Source organism: Bacteroidota bacterium, from assembly GCA_008933805.1.
Taxonomy (GTDB): Bacteria; Bacteroidota; Bacteroidia; order UBA8524; family UBA8524; genus SB11.
In genome coordinates this window covers 116,433-133,069 of record WBUH01000007.1, presented here as the reverse complement: position 1 = coordinate 133,069, position 16,637 = coordinate 116,433, and the positions used below count along the sequence as shown (strand labels likewise).

Below are 16,637 nucleotides of genomic sequence, written 5' to 3'. Positions count from 1 at the left end.
ACTAAACGCGGTAAGAGTAAAAAAAGTTGCCTGAGCTTATTCAATAGGAGCTTCTACCTTGGGTAACTCAATAAAGAAAGTTGTTCCGATGCCCTCTTGCGATACAAAGTAAATTTTACCGCCCATCCCCTCAACAATTTTCTTAGAAATAGCCAATCCCAATCCCATACCTGAATTTTTTGTACTAAAACTGGGAATAAATACCTTGTTAGCTTCATCATCGGGGATGCCTTTACCGTTGTCGCTCACCTCAATTTTATAAATATCCCCCTCGTGCACAATTCTGATTTCAATTTTGCCTTGGTTCTCCTCGGGGATGGCTTGTATTGCGTTGGTAATAATGTTGGTAAGCACTCGCGAAAGCTGGTCTTTATCCCCATTAATATATGCCTTTACGGGTAAGGGGAAAAACGATACCGACAGGTTTTCGGTCGTTTCGTACAAGGTAGCCGTAAGCAATACCAACTCATTTAGTTCAAGCCTTTCAGAAACAGGTTCAGGCATTTTTGCAAACGCCGAAAACTCCGATGCAAGGTTTGATAAACTATCAATTTGCTCAATCAATACCTGTGTTACCCGTTTAAAAGTGTCTTCTAAATTATCTCCCTTGGCAGCCCAAGCGCGCTGCAAATGTTGCACGCTGAGTTTCATGGGAGTAAGCGGGTTTTTTATTTCGTGGGCAATTTGTTTGGCCATTTCACGCCAAGCCCCTTCGCGCTCGCTTTGTGCAAGCCTGCCTGCACTTTCCTCAAGGGCTATCAGCATTTTATTGTACTGTGCTACCAGCTCGCCAATTTCATCATCGCCTTTCCATTCAATCACCTCGTTTTTACTGCTAAGGCTTAGTTTAGAAAGTTTGTTCTGAATGATGGTAAGGGGTGCGGTTACCCGTTGGGTGATTAGGTAGGCTATCAATGCAGCCACCAAGAAGAAAAGAATATATAGGTTAACAAAGTTGACAAAGAAGGCTGAAATCTCATCGTTCAACTCGGCTTCGTTGGTAAAAAACGGCAGGTTCAGGTAGGCTATTACCGTGTGTTTAGCATCCAGCACAGGCACGTAGGCTGAAATGTATTTAAGCGAACCTATTTTTTCATCGTGGATATAAAACGACTGCGCCTCTTTTTGCAATTTTACAAAGGCTTCGGGGTGAATTTGCCTTCCCACCAAACCGCTGGTGTAAATTTTGTTTTTGGTAGAGGTTACCAACTGCCCATCTACATTGTAAAAGTTAATATCCGTTTCGTAAGAGTCGCCGATTTGGTTTACAAAAGCCGTTAATTCAGTAGGCAGCATCAGTTGCATTTCAAGCTGTGCACGGTTTTCAAAAGCACCGCTTACCGATTTTATCTTTTGCACCATCTTATCCCGCTGCCGCTCGGTGTACTTATAATCAATGTATCGGAGGAAGATATAGCCCGAAAGCAGCAAAATAGCCGATACCAGCGAAAAGATGGTAACTTGGATACGGGTGCTGAACAGCAGTCCTCGCATACGCCGTATCGGGATTAACCACCGTGCAAAATGATGCAGCCGGTACAGCGATTTCCATTTGCCCGTGTAATACGCCAATCCTGCCCGTATCAGTACTACTAAGCCGTTATAAGCAAACAGCAGGGCAATAAACAGCAGCAGCATTAAAAACAAAAAAGAGAACACGGCCAGCGGTTGCAGCACACTGTCAACCTTTTTGCTTACTACCACAATTAAATTATTGGGTTCGTGCTTTATATGGTGAGAATACCCGTCGGATACTACAAATTCTTTCCGTTCAGTAGTATCAAATGTAAAATTGAGGCTGTAGCTGTATTTGCCCCCCTTGTTTACCAACTTATCGTTCTGGTACAAGGCATACGAGTAATTGTAGGGCGGTGTTTTGTTATCAGAATTGGATTGCGAAAGCAGTTGGGTAAATAAACTGGGGTCTTGGGTAAGTTTACGTTTGAGCAGGATAAATAAACTGCCCATAGTGTGCTTGCCTGCGCAATAATCGTATTTGGCGATGTATGAATACTGCACCGAAGGATATACGATGTAATAAAAATAATTGCTGAGGGTAGGCTGCGAATGGCTGTTATACAGCGTGTTTACAAACTCGTAAGTGTAATAATTGTTCTCCCTGAAAAAGTTGCCAATGGTATCGTAGTCAAATATTTCTACATCATACTTGCCCAAATACCCTGTGAAATACAACTGATTGATGTGTTTTTCAAGGTCGCGTTTTGAGAAAATGGCGTTGGTGAAATAATTAAAAATACGCGGGTCGTTAGCTATTTGGTGTTCAATATCCGTAAAAGTGTTTTCAGCCTCAATATCTTTAGCGTCGCTCAGTTGTATGGCGTATAGCTTCCGTATCTCGTGTTCCTTGTCAATATTAAACCGGTAAAAAAGTAACGCTACAAACACAGATACTACCAATACATAGCCTAACGTACGCTGGGCGACTTTTAAATCTTTACTAAGCTGTAAAACGATGATAATAGCAAAAGCATAAGCGGGCCCCTGTACCAGCAGTGAGGGCTGCCATTGGCCTGAAAACAGTTGGTACACCGCATAGCATGCTATAGAAGCCGCAGCGTTTATAAGCAGCATTTTGTTACTTAGTTTAAGCCTGTTCATTAAGTGATACACCATGCTGCTTGAAAAGAAATGGATGGAAACTAGCAACGATGTAATCAAAAGGCCGATGAGACTGAACCAAGTAAAATGGAATATGTTGGCGATATCAAACGGGATGTTTGAATCGATAATAAGGCTACGGATGATATTAATAATAAACCCAGTGAAAACAATCAGTACAAAAAATGCAGGGATGAACAGCAACGAGGAGCTAATACCTCCGACAATCGGTTTATCATCGTCTTTTGCACTGGCCATTTGTTTTGAAAGCGTAAATACAAACACAAACAGCAGTACCACGTTTACCAGCAAGGCCCCCAACGAGGAGAATAATCCCGAAGAGGCATACACTCCGGGATCGAACAATAAGCTGGATTGCAGAAACGACGGGAACTTTAAGTCGACAATAAGTATTTTAACCAGTATAAGTACAAGGGCAAAAAACAATGTGCCTGCTAATGTTCGGCCATTATCTAAAAACCATTCGTATTGGTTGGAAAGGAAAATAAAGAACAACCACAACCCAAGCAGGGTAAGCACCACCACGGGAATAGTAAACGAGTTATGCGTGTAGGGATGCAGAGCTAAATAGAACAGTTTTTTGCCGTAAATACTTTTTACAGGGGCAAAATCCTGTACCGCCTTGGGCGATATTTCAGCGGTGTTTTTTATGCCCACACCGTCTGCAAAACTGCTGCGCAGGTAACGGTTTTGGTATTGGTAACGGGTATAAAAACGGTATAACAGTACAAAACTATGACGACCAATTTTGCGGGTTTTGTGCAAGTACCAACCGTTGTTGGTTTTTAATACATCAATCTCTTCCGATTTTTTTTCCCGCACCACGTCAGGGTCGGCCTCATTATCCGACCAAAACACCAGCGAGGTGTCTTTATACACCATCAGGGAGAAATCGCGCTTATCCAGCCTTTTTCTTCCTTCAAGGCTAAAACCGTCTTTAATAAAACTGTTTAGAAAAGAGTCGTTGGCAAGTAGTTTTTCAATACCTTTTTCTTTGTCGTGAAGATGGGTTTGCAGGGTTCGGGTCAGCTCCTCATAATTGCTTTCAGCTTTTTGGCGGTAGTTATCAATGTAATAAGCTACCGAAAGTATCAATACCGATACTCCCAGCGCCAACCACCTGTTTTTAAAAAAAGCTAACCAAACCTTCATATATGTCCTCTACAACTTAAAACCTGATAAAATTTATCCTTTCATACGCACATCCAGCGCATCGCGCAATCCGTTACCTACAAAATTAAATGCCATTACCAGCAACATAATGGCTACTCCCGGCACTATAGCAAGGTAAGCAGTATCAAGCACAATGTAGCCGTAGTGTTCTTTTATCATCATGCCCCAACTGGGTATGGGCGGCTGTACGCCAATGCCCAAAAAACTCAACCCTGCTTCTAACAAGATAGCCGATGCAAAATTGGCTGCGGCTATTACTATCACAGGGGCGGTAACGTTGGGCAAAATATGCCTGAAAATAATACGCATATCGGTATACCCCAACATTTGGGCAGCCTTTATAAAGTCTTTTTCCTTCAAAGCCATTACCTGTCCGCGTACTACACGGGCTACTTCAACCCACATGGTAAGCCCCACTGCTATAAATATCTGCCAAAAGCCTTTGCCCAATGCCACGCTAACGGCTATTACCATTAGCAAGGTAGGCAACGACCATATTACGTTTATCAGCCACATGATGGCCGCATCGGCTTTGCCACCATAATACCCTGCAATACCGCCCAAAACTATGCCAATTAGTAACGAGATGGCCACCGAAACCAAACCCACTGCCAATGAAACCCTTGAACCAAGTACCATTCGGCTAAACATATCACGTCCAAAACGGTCAGTACCCAATAAATAAGTATTGTTGGTAATGCACAGCTTTTGGATGGTTTCCTTGCTTAAATCGGGTAATTGCAGGTCGCTTTTGCCCAGTTTGGTAATTGGGCCTTGTATGCCGTCTACCCCAAAGTATTCGTAGATAACTACGGTGTCGCCCACCACTTCAAATTTTTCTAAAGGGATAAGTCGGTGTTCCTCTTCTGTCCCATTAAACACACGACTGATAAAACTTGTTTTTTCAGTGGTTTGGGGGATTTTGAAAAATTGGGTACTAAAACCGGGTTTTTGTAATGCCAGCGATAGCTGCATACTATTGGCATACGTGGTTTTATCAGGTATAAACAGATAGGCAAATGTTGCCATTAGTATGATAACAGCAATAAATACAGCACCGGCCACAGCCAGTTTGTTTGCTACAAACTTTTTATAAAACGGGCTTTTTGCCTGCACAACTGCAAAGTAATGAAATTATAGATTTGAAACCTGAAATACCCCATCGGGAATACCGCGTTCAGAACTTTGTACCAATGAACTTAAGCCCTTCAGCCGTGATGCGGTAATGGAATGCCCGCATATTATCGCTATCGTATATAAAGCTGGGCTCGTAGTCTTTTTTGGTCTCGTTGTATTTCATCGGAGTTACGTACCTGCGGGTGATAAGCCACTTTAGCACATTTGCCACCAAAAACTCATTTTGCTTAGTTTCTTCCAGTATGGTTTCAAAACTCTCTGTAAACAGCAGCGATGTTAAAATCTTCTTCTCCAGCACGGGCGGCATGGTACTCATTGTTTTCTCCCTTTCCAGTTATAAGTGCCAAAATTACCCAAAATACCAATGGCCAGCACATAGCCTATGTGAAAAGGCTCGGCAAGTATAATGTACCTGCGCAACTTCGGTAGCCCGAAAAAGTTGAGCAGTGGTGTATAAAAATAGTACTCGATGATAATTTTGGCAGCCAGTTGCAGGGCAAAAAGCACCCAATAGAAAGGGTTTGCAAAGCCAGCAATCAAATTGACAACAATTAACAGATTAAATACATAAGCCATTGCCAACACAGCAGTAATGCGCTTATCGCTGTATTTAGTACTTTTTGATACCCAACGCATCCGCTGCCCCCAAAATTGCCCCCAAGTAAACGACGGCGGGGTTTTTACGATAGCGGAAGGGTGCTTTAAAAAGTGAACTCTATCAGGATAGCGGCTAAATACTTTGTGCATTAAAAACTCATCATCGCCTGATAACAGGTTGTCATTGCCCATATAACCGCCTACTTCATCAAATACCTGCCTGCGGTAGGCCAAGTTGGCTCCGTTGCACATATTGGGGAATTTTAATTGCAATGCCGCACCGCCAATGCCTACCAAACCGGCAAACTCAACTTGCTGTATGGTAAGTAAAAAATTAGCAGGGGACTTAAAAAATGATTTTTCCCAATCAAACAATACCGGACCGCTTGCCAGTGCAGCGTTCGTTTGTTCAAAAAACGATACGATGGTACTTAACCAATATTCATTCATTGAGCAATCGGCATCCGTAGTAACAATAATCTCACCTTTGGCCTGTTTTATAGCTTCGGTAATAGCTGCTTTTTTATACCGTTTTCCGGGTATTTGAGCCAATTCTATAATTCGTAAGTTGGCAATGCCTAATGAGTTGGCTACAACCACCGTTTGGTCGTCAGAGTGGTCATCGGCCAAAATAATTTCAAAACTACCCATCGGATAATTTTGCCGTTGCAGGCAATTAAGTATGCGTACAATGTTCTGTGCCTCGTTGCGGGCAGGGATAATAACGGTTACAAACAGGGTAGGTGCAGTTTGGGTTGTCTCAAACGCGGGTATTTGTCGCCAGCCCTTGCGGTAGGCACCCATCAGCACTGTATAAAATACGGTAAGAAGTATAACTATGCTACTGATTAGAACCATTCCCGTTACGGTATTTAAAAACAGCAAAAAAGGCAGCCCCAAGTAATCCGGGCAACAGAATATTGATGCCCCAAAGCAGGTAGGCGGCAGTTAAAATACCTGTGTTGTTATCGCTGTAGTAATTTAAAAAACTAACCGATGCCGCCCCGCGAACGCCCAAATCGCTGAGGGCATTGCTGGGCACTACGGTTTGCACCAAAAAGATAACAGGTACGGCAAGCAATCCTTGGCTTGGGGTTATTTGCACTCCGCACAACTGCAAAAGCAATATAAATTGGGTGCAAAATACGGCGTAACGCAGCACTGCAAGTACAAAGACTTTAAGTAACAGTACGTTGTTATAAAAATAAAATACCGAGGTGATTTTCTTAAACCTACGTAATAGTTTGGGTTTGCCAAGCACCCACGAAACCACGTTAATATTAAAATACAGCAATGGAATAAGTAAGCCCACAAAGGCTACGGTTGCTATTAGCAAATAACCTTGGTACTCCTCCCACTGCGAGGCCGAAAAGGTGTGCCAAAACAGTAAGTAGGCAATAGCCCCAAAAATGGCGGTAGCCGCAAACTGCGCATAACTGCCGATAGTGGTAATAAGGGCAGCTTTGATTTTATTTATTTTAACGTAGATAATCCTGCCTGCAAACTCACCAATGCGGTTGGGCACAAGAATATTTACAAACAGGCTGATAAACACTCCTGTGCAAACACTTTTTATGGCCGTTAAAAAACTTACCTGCTCAAAACGGTTGATAAGCAATTTCCATTTCAGGGCTTCAATGCTCCAGTTAAGGCACATCAGCAAAACCACTCCCCCCAGCATGGGGTTTGAGAGTAATGCAATAAAATGATGGCCTTGAATTGAAACAGAGGTAGTACCCCCGTCGATTACTAGTTTGTCGTACAGCACCCACAAACTCACGGCAAGCACCACTACTTTCAGCAGTAGCAACCAGTGTTTTTTTAGCAGGGTAGGGGTTTTCAAACAGGTATGCGCTATTTTTGGGGTTTAGTATGGTGGGCAACAGTCAAGATAACTTTGAGAAAATCATCCTGGGTATCGACCCGGGCACAAATATAATGGGATATGGCTTGTTGGGGTGTACGGGCAAAAAATTTGAGTTAATAAATGCCGGGGTTATCCACCTGAGCAAATTAGAAGACCATGCGTTGAAGCTGAAAAAGATTTTTGAACGCATTACGTATTTGATTGATACTTACCACCCTGATGAGATGGCCATTGAAGCTCCCTTTTTCGGAAAAAACGTACAAAGTATGTTGAAGCTGGGCAGGGCGCAAGGCGTTGCTATTGCAGCGGCCTTGCAGCGCGATGTCCCTATTTTTGAGTATGCCCCCAAAAAGATTAAACAAAGTATTACCGGCAAGGGTACTGCGAGCAAAGAACAGGTGGCAGCTATGTTGCAAACCCTTTTAAAATTTGAAGAAATGCCCACTTACCTTGATGCTACGGATGGCTTGGCAGCGGCAGTGTGTCATTTCTTTCAAAATACATCATTAAAAGGCAAAGGAGTAAAACACGGCAGTTGGGAAAGTTTTATTAAAAATAACCCGGATAGGTTGAAGTAAAGCATGGAAATTAAATGTTTGGTTGTTGCGGTTTTTAAAATTACAGGTCGAAAATCGAGATTTGTGGTGGTTGAAATTTTGAATCCGGAAATCAATTTTAAGCTTACAGAAAACTCTAAACTTGCCGGGTATCCCATTGAACCTCTATTTCATCTTTTAAGAATATTAAATAAGGATGGAACACCTCGACTTAATACTTACGGGATTAGGCCAGTAGGGGAGGTTAACTGGGATGATTTCAAACAAGACCAAGTAGTAACATTGAGTGATTTTGAGATTTGTTGATTTGATAATTTTGAACCCCAACTATGTACACGCAAGAAATATCAATAGAAATTAATGATAGTGCTGACTATGATTTGTTAATAGAAACTTTTGATTTACTCATGAGTTCGTATCGTACAAGTGGGCAGACACAAGGAAAGGTTGAAAGCCAATTTGTTACAAATGACACCATTATTTGCTACCCTTACACCCTTGAAGAAGATGCACTAAGTGCAAAATATAATAACTACTATGTAAATAAATGGAGTAAAGAAATAGAAAAAATGGCAAAGTCTAAACTCCAATTTAAAACCGTCGGAAAATCACATAAGGACTATAATGGGCAATGCAAATGTGCCCAAAGCGAATATTATATTTTACAAACCAATTATGTTTCTTATGCTTCACCAATAGTTTGTAGTACTTGTAATTGGTCTGTCCCTCTTTATAAACTTCCTATTTACAGTGATCATGGATATGGCTCTATACTAAGTTGGGAAAGTAATTATCAGTCTTGTGATAGATTAAACATGAATTGTACAGTTGGTGAAAAGTGGGCGATGAAACAAATGTGGGACGTTAACTCTCAACTGTCAAAACAAGGGATAGAAATTTGTAAAAAGATAACCGAACTTAGCCAAATACCTACCTACTATTATTTGTTTAACTACAGGAGAATTAGACACTCGCAGGATATTAAACGAAAATGTCCATGCTGTGGCGGTGAGTGGTTATTGAAGGAAAAAACCTGTCATCTGTATGATTTTAAATGTGATACCTGTAAGCTTATTTCTTCACTTTCAAGTTACAGTTTCTAAGTCAATAAAGTAGTTATAGCTTTCTAACCGCCATTTCAGCTACCGTTTTTCCGATGGATAGTGAAGAGGTTGCTGCAGGCGACGGAGCATTAAGAATGTTTATCGTTAGCGCGTCTTCGACAGTTTTGAATGAGAGTTTAAATCCACAGAACTAAAGAATTGTTAATGATTAGGATCTTTTCTGAGGGTCATAAAACAGAAGGTTTTTTGTAACTTTGAATTACGGTACGAAGAATAAATAGCGAATCAAAATGGATATACAAACCGAAAAGCTTCAATTGATGAAGATGCTTTTGGAAACTGAGGATAAAAGTATACTTAAGCAACTAAAAGCCGTGTTTGATTCACGAACCAAAAGCGATATTTGGGACGAATGGGACGATGAGGTGCGGAAGGATGTTGAGGAGGCCATCGCTGAACTTGATAGGGGCGAGGGTATTCCTCATGCAGTTGTAATGCAAGAGTTTTCAAAATGGAGAAAGAAATAATCTGGTCTCCACGCTCCAAGCAAACCTTTGCAAAGGTTATCGAGTATTTGGAACAAGAATGGACAGAGAAAGAAGTGTTTAGTTTCGTTGCTAAAGTTGAAAAGGTATTATCCTTAATTAGTACTGGTAACATAAAATTTAGGTCATCGGGCAGGGAAAACGTTCACGAAGTACTTATTACAAAGCACAACTTGCTTATTTACCGTATCAAACCCTCTCACATAGAATTACTAAGGTTTTACGATACTCGTCAAAACCCTCGTAAGAAGAAGTTTTAAAACAATAAAACAGTTACAGCTTCCTTACCGCCATTTCAGCTACCGTTTTTCCGATGGATAGCGAAGAGGTTGCAGCAGGCGACGGAGCATTAAGAATGTTTATCGTTAGCGCATCTTCTACAATCTTAAAATCATCAATCAAACCACCCGTGCGGTCGCAAGCCTGCGCCCTAACACCGGCCTCGGCAGGCACAAGGTCGTCTTCCTGCAATTCAGGAATCAACCGTTGAAGAGCTTTAGTAAATGCGGCCTTTGAAAACGAACGGTACATTTCGCCCATACCTGTTTTCCAATACTTCCACATCACTTTCTGAAAACCCGGCCATGCCAGCGATTCAAAAAGCTCTTTCAAATTAATATCACTTTTGGTGTATCCCTCGCGGGCAAAAGCAAACACTGCATTCGGGCCTGCCTCAACCCCGCCGTCAATCATGCGGGTAAAATGCACGCCTAAGAATGGAAAATTAGGGTCGGGCACGGGGTATATCAGGTTTTTTACCAAGTGTTTTTTCTCCTCTTTCAGCATATAATATTCCCCCCTAAAAGGGATGATGCGTGTATCCAGATTTTTTTGTGTGTAAGCAGCTACTTTATCACAATACAAGCCCGCACAGTTAACCACTAATTTTGCCAGCAAAGTGCGGTTGGGGGTAATCACCTCGCTAAATCCTTTTTTTTCAGTAATGTCGGTTACCTTTTCACCCATAAAAATCTCACCGCCATTATTTTTAAACAGCTCGCCCAGCTTTTCACACACCTCCAAATAGTCAATAATACCCGTGTAAGGCACATTGATAGCCTTTAGCATATCCACGTGGGGTTCAACCTCGTGGGCGGCTTCCTTTTCTAAGTAGCTGATTTTATTCAGACCGTTTTCAAGTCCGCGTTTGTACAAATTATCCAGCAAAGGCAGTTCGTGCGGTTGGGTTGCTACTACCAGTTTGCCGCACAGTTCATACTTAATACCGTGGGTATTGCAAAAATCAATCATCATGGCATAGCCGTTTATGCAGTTTTGTGCTTTAAGGCTCCCCGGTTTGTAATACAAGCCGCTGTGTATCACACCGCTGTTGTGGCCTGTTTGGTGTTTGCCCAGCATGTTTTCCTTTTCAACAAGGGCAATTTTATAAGAAGGATTAAGCTGCTTTAGTTGGTAAGCTGTGGCAAGGCCCACAATACCTCCGCCCACTATCACAATATCGTGCTGCATAGATTTTGTATTTTGCACCCGCAAAATAAACCAAATCACACAGCAAGCAGAAGATGAAATTTAAAGTAGGCGATAAAGTATGTTGCAAGAACACCTCACTAAAAGGGGAGGTGGTGAAGCTGCTCGACAGTCGCCACGTGGTGATTTTGGACGATGAAACAGGGATGGAAATGGACTATTCCATTCATACATTAATTTTAGTAGAGGCTTCGTACGAAGAGCTAACGGCAAAAACTTCCGTTAAAAAAGAAATCCCAACAGGAACCGTACCCAAGCATATCACCATTGATTTACACACTGAAAAATTGCCCAAAAACTACCGTACTACGCCTGTATTGCAAGGCCAATTGGATTATTTGGATTATAAATTGGCGCTGGCATTGCAGCAAGGGGTGCGCACAGTAACAGTGGTACACGGCAAAGGAAACGGAGTGTTGAAAAACGAGGTTACAAAGCGGGTGCGAAGTATGCCCCAAGTAAAAAGATTTTACGACCCTGAAAATATTTTGTCGCTGAAAGACAGTAAGTTAATTCTTGAATTAAAATAAAAACCGGCTTTTAGCATTTATACTGTATCGTTTTACCCGTAAGGGAATTATAGAGGTATAAATACTTTTTGCTATGAAGAAGATTGCCGCACTAACTGTATTTCTTGTATCAGTACTCATTTCTAGGGGGCAGGTAAGTTGCGAAAGCATTAGCGAAGCTCTTGACCATCCTTCATACTGCGAAGGGGTAATTATAAATCCCTACGAAACCCGCAAGACCAATAAATTTTTAAGACGTATCAACAAATTTGATGCACTAAGCACGGTGTACTTGCAAAGAGGGTTTACAGCCGATGAATTAAAACACGTAATAAACGGCATTAAACACCTTGAGCTTGACGAGGTTATTGTAGAATGCGATAGCCTTACGGGGTTAATAGAGATATTGGCCGGTTTGCAAACCGTTGATAAAATCACGTTGATTGAGCCGTTTACACTTAGAAGCGAAGCCTTTTTAGACATTAAGAAACTAAAAAGTCCTGCTTTAACCCTGAACTCTTCAACAAGGGTAAAACTTCCTAAAGACTTTGAATTTCCTGAGCAGTTAGAAGAAATAGAAATACTTTCAAAACAACCTTCAAAAAATGATGTGTTGGTTGGGAAATTAATAGGGCTTGAAAAACTAACCTCAGTTTTAATTACAACAGAAAGCATAAGCAGCCTGCCCGCTGAATTAAAATCCCTTACCAAGCTTAAAAATCTAGAGGTAATAAAAGCAAAGGACATAGATGCAGCTGAGGCTGACTTGGTGGCAAAAAGGTTTCGTATGGCAAAAGAGGGCCATGAGTGTACCCGTTTACTTAGCATTACCTACAACACAATGGCGGATATGAGTGATGCCGAACGACAAGCCTTTACCTCATTGTTTAGTGATTTTTACTTGTTGGGTGAAAAAGAAAATCAAGAAAAGCCCGCAGCAACGGCAAATGAAGTGGCTAACGCGGATGTTTTTGCCTCAACTGTAGGTTTCAAACCGCTGTTACCTCAAGCCGATGTAAAACGCAAAGTGTTTAATATTCCCGCTGAAAGCGCAGTAAGCATCAAAGTAAACAGCGGTACTAAAATTACCATTCCGCAGGATGCTTTTGTAGATGCAACCGGCAAACCCGTTACGGGCAATGTAAACATTACTTACCGCGAAATTATAACCCCTTTGGATATGCTGATGAGCGGGGTGCCGATGGCCTACGATTCAGGCGGGGTAACCAACCAGTTTGTATCGGCCGGTAATTTTGAATTATTGGCGTTTAAAGAAGGCGAACCTTTAACACTGGCTCAAGATAAAACCATTGATGTTGAGTTTGTTTCAGCAGATGCAAACAACGGGTTTAATCTTTACAAGCTGAACCCCGAAACCGCCAACTGGGAGTTTGAGGGAACTGCGGATAATCGTGAAAAACCGGCACAAGATTCAACCAAAAGCAAGCCTTTGCAAATTGTGGATACAGATTTTACGTATGGATTTGATACCACTGTGTTTGAAGAACGTTTTGCAAACGTGAATTACCGATACATGCTTGATGAAAATGAAAAACAAGGCGATGTGGGTGAAATAGCGAAAAGCCGCAAGGGCAGGCTTGGATATAGAGTTTCAAAGATTATTGGCAAACAACGGACTTTATTTAAAGTACAGGTGGATGCTGCCGAAAAGGTGAAAGCGGATAGTGTACACCAAGTAAAATTTAAGCTGTATACAGGGATTGCTAAAAGCAAGCATCCGTTTTTTAATGAGTTGATAGCGTTTAAAGGTTATACTTTTTATGCAGCTAACGAAACCACCCGCAAAGAGTTTAAGAAAATGTATGTGCGCAAGCAGCAATACAACGATGTTCGGATTGAATATGAAAAGGGCAACGATTACTGCACCATTCGTTTAAAAACTGCAAAAGGGTTTATTGATTTGGTGGCGGACATTACTCAAGGAAAAAGCGGGTTTGGGGAAACGTATGCTAAACAGGCCTTTGCGCGCAGGTATAAAAGATACGAACGTTCATTAAACAAGCGTATTGAACGATTGAACAATGCTTTGGAACAACGCAAAAAAATGGCTCGTATAGGCCTTGAAGGCTATGTTGATGACGGGACAATGAGAGGTGCGGTAGGCAGGACGTTGCGACTTACAGGATTGGGCGTATTTAACTGCGATGCCTTTTACAAGTTTGATATCCCACCGACAGTTATTGCCGATGTGTTGGTGAAAACACAGGATACAACCATTACACCGCTTACTGTATTTGTTGTTGATAGAAAAATAAATGGCTTGCTTACCTACAGCTCAAGTTATGTGAGTTTGAGCAAGAAAAGTACAAAAACAATTATAGCCATTGGGGAAGACGAGACGGTGTATTGTATCGACGGTAAAGCCGAAAATGCAGTTGGGCGGAGAGCTATTGCCATGAAAAAAGTAGACGCTAGTGGGGTAAAGAACGCAAAACAGTTTGCGGAGTTGGTAGGACTATAACATGATTTCTTGTAGCTAGTATAAAAGCATCTTTCCGGCAGGGGAGGTGCTTTTTTTTGTAAGCGTGTTTAGTTAATGGTAAGTTAACTTTGTTTTTTAAAACCCGCTCATTATCTTCGTTTTAGAATCGATTCGCATTGTTTATTATCCTGAAAACGGGAAAAGACCGCTAAAAAACTATCAATTTAAGCTGTCCCAACCTTCATTTTGCAACGGCCGTGCAAAGGGCAGGATTTTTTTTAATCATTATCAATCTTATCATGAAAAAAACTATCAAACCATTATTGCTTACAAGCATACTTTTTATGCTTTTCTCCGGTTTAACAGCGCAAACGTCAGAAACAGTTAGTGTTAAACTACAAGCCACCACAGAAGTAAGTCCACCTTCAATTACAGTATCGTGGGCAGCCGTTTCAGGAGCCACAGCCACCGGGTTCACTGTTTACCGTAAAACCAAAGCCGATAAAACATGGCCCAGTGCAATTGCCACACTTAGCGGCTCAGCCACTTCATTTCAAGATACAAACGTAACCGTAAACACAGCCTATGAATATAAAGTTACCCGCACCGCCACAATAGGAGCAACCACATACACCGGATACGGCTACATAAACACAGGGATAAACCTTGCTGCCGTAGCCAACAGGGGCATACTGTTACTGATTATCGACAGTACTTTTGTTTCATCACTCAGCACAGAAATAGGAACTTACATAGCTGATATGAAAGCCGACGGCTGGCGGGTGAAAACCTTTTACGTAAGTCGTTCGGCAACGGCGGCATCCGTAAAAAGTACTATTGTTACTGCCTATAATGTTGATTCGCCGAACACAAAAGCGGTAATGCTGGTGGGGCATGTGCCTGTACCTTACAGCGGTAATTTTGCTCCTGACGGGCATGGCGACCATATTGGGGCTTGGCCTGCCGATGTGTATTATGGTGATATGAACGGTACCTGGACGGATGTATCCGTTAACAACACATCTGCATCGCGCACACAAAACGATAATATACCCGGCGACGGAAAATTTGACCAAACCTATGTGCCCGACGGTACAGTTGAGTTACAAGTAGGCCGTATTGATTTGGCCAATATGCCTGCTTTTAGCACAAAAACCGAATTGCAGTTAATGCAGGATTACTTTACCAAAGACCATGATTACAGGGTGAAAAATTATACCACCATTCAGCGCGGTTTGGTAGACGACAACTTTGGCTACTTTGGCGGTGAGGCTTTTGCTGCTAACGGTTGGCGCAATATTGCACCCATTGTGGGCAGCAGCAATGTATCATCGTTAGACTATATATCAACCCTTAAAAACTCATCATACCAATGGGCGTATGGTTGCGGTGGCGGAAGCTACACCAGTGCCGGCGGCATAGGAAATACCGATAGCTTTGTGAATAATAGCATAAAAGCCACCTTTAGCATTTTGTTTGGCAGCTACTTTGGAGATTGGGATGCCAGCAATTGCTTTTTGCGTGCCCCTTTATGTTCGGGTACTACGCTTACCAATGTTTGGGGCGGCAGACCAAATTGGTTCTTCCATCACATGGCAATGGGCGAAAACATTGGGTACAGCACCAATGTATCGCAAAACAATGTATCGTTATATGCGCCCACCGGTTTTTACGCCCGTGCAATTCATCAGGCATTAATGGGCGATTTAACTTTGCGCAATGATGTTATAAAACCGGCTTCAAACGTTACTTCAACGCCGATGTTTGGCAGCGGTAAACTAAAATGGAATAAAACCACCGATACTGTTTTGGGGTATAACGTTTATGTAAGTAATGGCGACAGTGTATATACAAAACTTAACGACAGCCTAATTACCGACAGCACTTATACATACAATTGCTTGCCTTATGCCACCAACCATTTATATGTAAAAGCCGTAAAACTGCAAACATCACCCAGCGGAACTTATTATAACCAGAGCTCCGGTGTATTAAAACAGCTTACTTCGTTTGTAAATGCAGTGGTTTCAAACGGAGCTATCGAAGGCAGAAAAATAAAGTACAAGCATGGTTATGATACTTGTAACGCTTACACCCACACCTACAAATGGTATTTTGGCGACGGTAATACAAGTACCCTGCGCAACCCAACACATGCGTATGCAAGCTATGGGTCGTACACTGTATCATTGGTAGTGAACAATGGATGCCAAACCGATTCGCAATCAGCGGTGTATAATTTCCCGCCACCATTGCTTACCCCTTCAATTGACGGGTCAGAACCAGCGGTTGACGAAATGGATGCAATGCTTACCAACGCCACAAAAGAAAGTATAGAGGAAGTATTAACTACCGAAGGGATTACACCCGCTACAGGTATTGTTTCTTCCTATCCTAACCCCACCGATGGAGTGTTAAACATCTCTCTGCTTACATCAACCAATGCGCTTAAAAATGTAAAAGCCTATACGACAGACGGGCGCAAAGTGTTTGATGAAGCAGTAACAGGCACTACTACGGCCATCGATTTGAGCCGTCAATCAAAAGGCACATATTTTATAATCATTACTGATGATAGCAACCAACGTTTTTATCAGAAAGTAATCCTAAAATAATT

The 16,637-nt window shown here is 41.9% G+C and carries 13 protein-coding genes and 1 pseudogene; 8 read left to right on the top strand and 6 right to left on the bottom strand.

The features are described 5' to 3' along the window. Nucleotides 1-36: 36 nt before the first annotated feature. From F9K23_08820 to F9K23_08800, 5 genes and pseudogenes are all read right to left on the bottom strand, one after another. The gene (locus tag F9K23_08820) at nucleotides 37-3,792 is read right to left on the bottom strand and encodes a HAMP domain-containing histidine kinase (protein ID KAB2916202.1); all 3,756 of its coding nucleotides are present in this window, start codon (nucleotides 3,790-3,792) and stop codon (nucleotides 37-39) included. A gap of 33 nt (nucleotides 3,793-3,825) precedes the next feature. Beyond that, nucleotides 3,826-4,920 (bottom strand): annotated as a pseudogene (locus F9K23_08815) (ABC transporter permease). A gap of 70 nt (nucleotides 4,921-4,990) precedes the next feature. Further along, the gene (locus F9K23_08810; GenBank protein KAB2916201.1) at nucleotides 4,991-5,266 is read right to left on the bottom strand and encodes a hypothetical protein; all 276 of its coding nucleotides are present in this window, start codon (nucleotides 5,264-5,266) and stop codon (nucleotides 4,991-4,993) included. After that, nucleotides 5,263-6,405, bottom strand: a complete 1,143-nt coding sequence (locus F9K23_08805) for a glycosyltransferase (GenBank protein ID KAB2916200.1) — start codon at nucleotides 6,403-6,405, stop codon at nucleotides 5,263-5,265. The genes F9K23_08810 and F9K23_08805 overlap by 4 nt, the downstream gene beginning before the upstream one ends. Next, nucleotides 6,389-7,405, bottom strand: a complete 1,017-nt coding sequence (locus F9K23_08800) for a hypothetical protein (protein KAB2916199.1) — start codon at nucleotides 7,403-7,405, stop codon at nucleotides 6,389-6,391. The genes F9K23_08805 and F9K23_08800 overlap by 17 nt, the downstream gene beginning before the upstream one ends. Nucleotides 7,406-7,419: 14 nt before the next feature. Between F9K23_08800 and ruvC the strand changes: the two genes are divergently transcribed. The 5 genes from ruvC (at nucleotide 7,420) to F9K23_08775 (ending at nucleotide 9,840) form a co-directional block, all read left to right on the top strand. Further along, a complete protein-coding gene (gene ruvC / locus F9K23_08795; GenBank protein ID KAB2916198.1) occupies nucleotides 7,420-7,992 on the top strand; it encodes a crossover junction endodeoxyribonuclease RuvC in 573 nt (190 codons plus the stop codon). 3 nt (nucleotides 7,993-7,995) lie between these two features. Continuing rightward, nucleotides 7,996-8,277: a hypothetical protein gene (locus tag F9K23_08790; protein ID KAB2916197.1), complete on the top strand. Its 282-nt coding sequence runs from the start codon at nucleotides 7,996-7,998 to the stop codon at nucleotides 8,275-8,277. Between the two features lie 23 nt (nucleotides 8,278-8,300). After that, on the top strand, nucleotides 8,301-9,074 hold the full coding sequence (locus tag F9K23_08785; GenBank protein KAB2916196.1) for a DNA-binding protein: 774 nt from the start codon (nucleotides 8,301-8,303) through the stop codon (nucleotides 9,072-9,074). A 251-nt stretch (nucleotides 9,075-9,325) separates the two neighbouring features. After that, on the top strand, nucleotides 9,326-9,562 hold the full coding sequence (locus F9K23_08780) for a hypothetical protein (GenBank protein ID KAB2916195.1): 237 nt from the start codon (nucleotides 9,326-9,328) through the stop codon (nucleotides 9,560-9,562). Next, nucleotides 9,547-9,840: a type II toxin-antitoxin system RelE/ParE family toxin gene (locus F9K23_08775; protein KAB2916194.1), complete on the top strand. Its 294-nt coding sequence runs from the start codon at nucleotides 9,547-9,549 to the stop codon at nucleotides 9,838-9,840. Before F9K23_08780 ends, F9K23_08775 begins: the two co-directional genes overlap by 16 nt. A 13-nt stretch (nucleotides 9,841-9,853) precedes the next feature. Here the strand turns inward: F9K23_08775 and lhgO are convergent, their stop codons facing one another. After that, nucleotides 9,854-11,050, bottom strand: coding sequence for an L-2-hydroxyglutarate oxidase (gene lhgO / locus F9K23_08770; protein ID KAB2916193.1), 1,197 nt, complete (start codon nucleotides 11,048-11,050; stop codon nucleotides 9,854-9,856). A gap of 53 nt (nucleotides 11,051-11,103) precedes the next feature. On the opposite strand from lhgO, the gene F9K23_08765 reads away from it, so the two are divergent. From F9K23_08765 to F9K23_08755, 3 genes are all read left to right on the top strand, one after another. Continuing rightward, a complete protein-coding gene (locus F9K23_08765) occupies nucleotides 11,104-11,598 on the top strand; it encodes a hypothetical protein (GenBank protein KAB2916192.1) in 495 nt (164 codons plus the stop codon). Between the two features lie 73 nt (nucleotides 11,599-11,671). Then, the gene (locus tag F9K23_08760) at nucleotides 11,672-14,059 is read left to right on the top strand and encodes a hypothetical protein (GenBank protein KAB2916191.1); all 2,388 of its coding nucleotides are present in this window, start codon (nucleotides 11,672-11,674) and stop codon (nucleotides 14,057-14,059) included. 260 nt (nucleotides 14,060-14,319) lie between these two features. After that, on the top strand, nucleotides 14,320-16,635 hold the full coding sequence (locus F9K23_08755) for a T9SS type A sorting domain-containing protein (GenBank protein ID KAB2916190.1): 2,316 nt from the start codon (nucleotides 14,320-14,322) through the stop codon (nucleotides 16,633-16,635). Nucleotides 16,636-16,637: the final 2 nt, after the last annotated feature.

What these genes read in the sequence shown, in the direction of transcription:
- F9K23_08810 (KAB2916201.1), bottom strand. Translation starts at nt 5,266, where the DNA reads ATGAGTACCATGCCGCCCGTGCTGGAGAAGAAGATTTTAACATCGCTG.
- F9K23_08760 (KAB2916191.1), top strand. Translation starts at nt 11,672, where the DNA reads ATGAAGAAGATTGCCGCACTAACTGTATTTCTTGTATCAGTACTCATT.
- lhgO (KAB2916193.1), bottom strand. Translation starts at nt 11,050, where the DNA reads ATGCAGCACGATATTGTGATAGTGGGCGGAGGTATTGTGGGCCTTGCC.
- F9K23_08805 (KAB2916200.1), bottom strand. Translation starts at nt 6,405, where the DNA reads ATGGTTCTAATCAGTAGCATAGTTATACTTCTTACCGTATTTTATACA.
- F9K23_08765 (KAB2916192.1), top strand. Translation starts at nt 11,104, where the DNA reads ATGAAATTTAAAGTAGGCGATAAAGTATGTTGCAAGAACACCTCACTA.
- F9K23_08755 (KAB2916190.1), top strand. Translation starts at nt 14,320, where the DNA reads ATGAAAAAAACTATCAAACCATTATTGCTTACAAGCATACTTTTTATG.
- F9K23_08775 (KAB2916194.1), top strand. Translation starts at nt 9,547, where the DNA reads ATGGAGAAAGAAATAATCTGGTCTCCACGCTCCAAGCAAACCTTTGCA.
- F9K23_08820 (KAB2916202.1), bottom strand. Translation starts at nt 3,792, where the DNA reads ATGAAGGTTTGGTTAGCTTTTTTTAAAAACAGGTGGTTGGCGCTGGGA.
- F9K23_08790 (KAB2916197.1), top strand. Translation starts at nt 7,996, where the DNA reads ATGGAAATTAAATGTTTGGTTGTTGCGGTTTTTAAAATTACAGGTCGA.
- ruvC (KAB2916198.1), top strand. Translation starts at nt 7,420, where the DNA reads ATGGTGGGCAACAGTCAAGATAACTTTGAGAAAATCATCCTGGGTATC.
- F9K23_08785 (KAB2916196.1), top strand. Translation starts at nt 8,301, where the DNA reads ATGTACACGCAAGAAATATCAATAGAAATTAATGATAGTGCTGACTAT.
- F9K23_08780 (KAB2916195.1), top strand. Translation starts at nt 9,326, where the DNA reads ATGGATATACAAACCGAAAAGCTTCAATTGATGAAGATGCTTTTGGAA.